This is a genomic window from Accumulibacter sp., from assembly GCF_023806625.1.
In the GTDB taxonomy this organism is placed as follows: Bacteria; Pseudomonadota; Gammaproteobacteria; order Burkholderiales; family Rhodocyclaceae; genus Accumulibacter.
Genome location: NZ_JAMTDX010000075.1, coordinates 1 through 3,006 on the forward strand (window position 1 = coordinate 1; position 3,006 = coordinate 3,006).

Annotated in this window: 1 protein-coding gene and 1 pseudogene; one reads left to right on the forward strand and one right to left on the reverse strand. The window is 63.7% G+C overall.

Annotation, left to right across the window (positions count from 1 at the left end):
• A pseudogene (locus NFW05_RS12795) lies at positions 1-971 on the forward strand (lysine decarboxylase); the annotation flags it as partial.
• Between the two features lie 35 nt (positions 972-1,006).
• Here the strand turns inward: NFW05_RS12795 and NFW05_RS12800 are convergent.
• Complete coding sequence (locus NFW05_RS12800) at positions 1,007-2,542, reverse strand: hemolysin family protein (protein ID WP_295307403.1); 1,536 nt, start codon at positions 2,540-2,542, stop codon at positions 1,007-1,009.
• Positions 2,543-3,006 lie beyond the last annotated feature (464 nt).

Sequence of the window (3,006 nt, forward strand, 5' to 3'; positions counted from 1 at the left end):
ACCTGATGCACACCTCGACCTCGCCGCAGTACGCGATCATCGCCTCCTGCGACGTTGCTGCGGCGATGATGGAAGCGCCCGAGGGAACCGTTCTCGTCGAGGAGTCGATCGCCGAGGCGTTGAACTTCCGCAGCACGATGCGCAAGGTCGACAAGGAATGGGGGGCTGACTGGTGGTTCAAGGTCTGGGGGCCCGACGACGTCGCCAGTGAAGCCCTCGAGGATCGCGCCGCGTGGATTCTCAGGCCCGGCGACCGCTGGCACGGCTTCGGCATGCTCGCCGAAGGCTTCAACATGCTCGACCCGATCAAGGCGACGATCATCACCCCCGGGCTCGACGTCGACGGCGACTTCGCCGAATGGGGAATCCCCGCGGCGATCGTCACCAAGTATCTCGCCGAGCATGGAATCATCGTCGAGAAATGCGGGCTCTATTCGTTCTTCATCATGTTCACCATCGGCATCACCAAGGGCCGATGGAACACGATGGTCACCGAGCTGCAGCAGTTCAAGGACGGCTACGACCAGAACCTGCCGCTGTGGAAGGTGATGCCCGAATTTCTGTCCAAGAACTCCTGCTACGAGCGCTACGGCTTGAAGGATCTCTGCGCGCAGATTCACGGCGTCTACGCAGCCAACGACGTCGCCCATCTGACGACCCGGATGTACCTGTCGGACATGGAACCGGCGATGAAGCCGACCGACGCTTTCGCCAGGATGGCCCATCGCGAGATCGATCGCGTGCCGATCGACGAGCTCGAGGGGCGCATCACCAGCACACTGCTTACCCCGTACCCGCCGGGAATTCCGCTGCTCATCCCGGGCGAACGAGTAAACGCGACGATCGTCCGCTACCTGCAGTTCGCCCGCGACTTCAACGAGCGCTTTCCGGGTTTCGAGACCGACGTGCACGGTCTCGTCAAGGCAATCGTCGACGGCAAGCCGGTCTATTCCGTCGACTGCGTCCGCTGAACCGCGGGCTGGAACGGCGACCAGCCAGCCCACGCTCAGGACGGCGGGCGATCTTCCGGCGTCCGGCTTTCCTCCGTCCCGGAAGGGCCAAGCGCGGCCCCCTCGGCAGTGGCGGGGCCGGCCTCGCCGGCGGCCGCTTCCAACGGTTCTTCGGCTGGCACGTCCGGCGCCGAAGAGCTCTCGACGAGGCGCACGACGCCATCCTCGCCGACCGCGGTGTCCTCGAATTTCAGCAGGGTGATCCGGTGGTTGTCCATCTCGACGACGGTCAGCCGGCCGCCGAACAGTTCCACCGAGTCGCCGACCTTCGGCACGCTGCCGAATCTCTTGTAGAACAGCCCGGCCAGCGTCACGTAGTCGTCGTCCTTCGGGAACGGGAAGTCGAGCAGCGACTCGAGGTCCGACACGCGCATCGACGCATCGATCTCGTACTGGCTGCCGACGAGTTTCTTGATCCGCTTGGCCTGCCGCGTGAATTCGTCCTCGTACTCGCCGACGATCTCTTCGAGGATGTCCTCGAGTGTGATGATCCCTTCGGTTCCGCCGTACTCGTCGATGACCACGGCCATCTGCTGGCGCGTGCGCTTGAAGTCCTTGAGCAGGTCGCTGAGCAGCTTGCTGTTCGGAACCGTATAAGGAGGCTGGGCAAACTCGCTGACCGGCCGACGGCTGACGTCCTCGAGCCTGTCGCCAGTCGCCTCGGCCATCACGGTCAGCAGTTCCTTGATCGCCACGACACCGGTGATCCGGTCGAGGCTCTTGTCGTAGACCGGAAAACGCGCGTGCGGCATGTCGCGGAAGAACTGCAGCGCGTCGCCAAGCGTTTCTTCCTGCGCCAGCGCCCGGATCTGGGTGCGCGGAATCATTGCCTCGCGAACCGTGTGCTCGTCGAGCTTGAACACGCCGCGAATCATCTCGGTTTCCTCGGGAGCGAGCGTCCCCTCCTTCTCGCTCGCCGAGAGGATCATCCGGATTTCCTCGACCGACATCGTGAAGTGACTGTCGCCGTGTCCGCTTCCGCCGAGGTTGCGCTGGCCAAAGATCCAGAGCAGCCCGTTCGAGGCGAGCTTCATAACGTAGATCAGCGGCCTGAAGGTCAGGTACATGATGTTGATCGACCAGCTGACCGCCATGCTCAGCGCCTCGGCCTTGTGGAAGGCGAGCACCTTCGGCGCGAGTTCGCCGGCCACCACGTGCAGGAAGGAAATGACCACGAAAGCGAAGACGTAGGACATGGTATGCGCCGCCTTGTGCAGGCCCTCGCCTTCGCCGAACAGCGTGAACACGGTGACGAACCAGGGGTCGGTGAGAATGCTGATCGTCTCCATGCCGACGGCGCCGAGGCCCAGCGAGACCAGCGTGATGCCCACCTGGGTCACCGAGTAGAAGCGCTCCGGCTCGTTGTGCAGCATTTCGACCCGTGCGGCCCGCTTGTCACCGTCCTCGGCGAGCTGCCGGATGCGGCTCCGGCGGGCCGAGGAAATGGCGATCTCCGAGCCGACGAAGAAAGCATTTCCGGCCACGAAGACCAGGATCAGCACCAGGTTCATGTACATCGCCATCTTGTCCATGCGAAACTCCTCCACTATCTGCGTTTGCTGGCCAGCCCCAGGCTTGCCTGGCCGTGGCGACCGATCCGCTCACCGTCCCCCGGCCCTCGCCGCTCGTCGTTGTTGAATTTCTTGGCGCCCTTCTCGACCGGCGCCGCGGCGCGGGCGAATAATACGCCATTTACCGGCCAAATCCGTTCATTGTCTGCGTTACCCGCAGTCGCAGTGATCTGGCACGGGCCGGGCGGGGACGCGGCGAGCGGAGCATCCCGGTGGGGTGGCCGCGCGTCGAGATGCCAGCGGACGGCTGCGTGTTCTGCGCGGCGCGCGCCCGCGAACGGGGCGCGCTATAATCGGCGCCCCGATCCTTTCTGACTACTGGAGACCCCCATGCGTATTCGTGCCGCGTTGGCCACTGCAGCCCTCGTTCTAGTCAAGTCCAAAATTTGCTGTAAATTCTGTCGGTCGGTTTGATGATGATGGGT

What these genes read in the sequence shown, in the direction of transcription:
- NFW05_RS12800 (WP_295307403.1), bottom strand. Translation starts at nt 2,542, where the DNA reads ATGGACAAGATGGCGATGTACATGAACCTGGTGCTGATCCTGGTCTTC.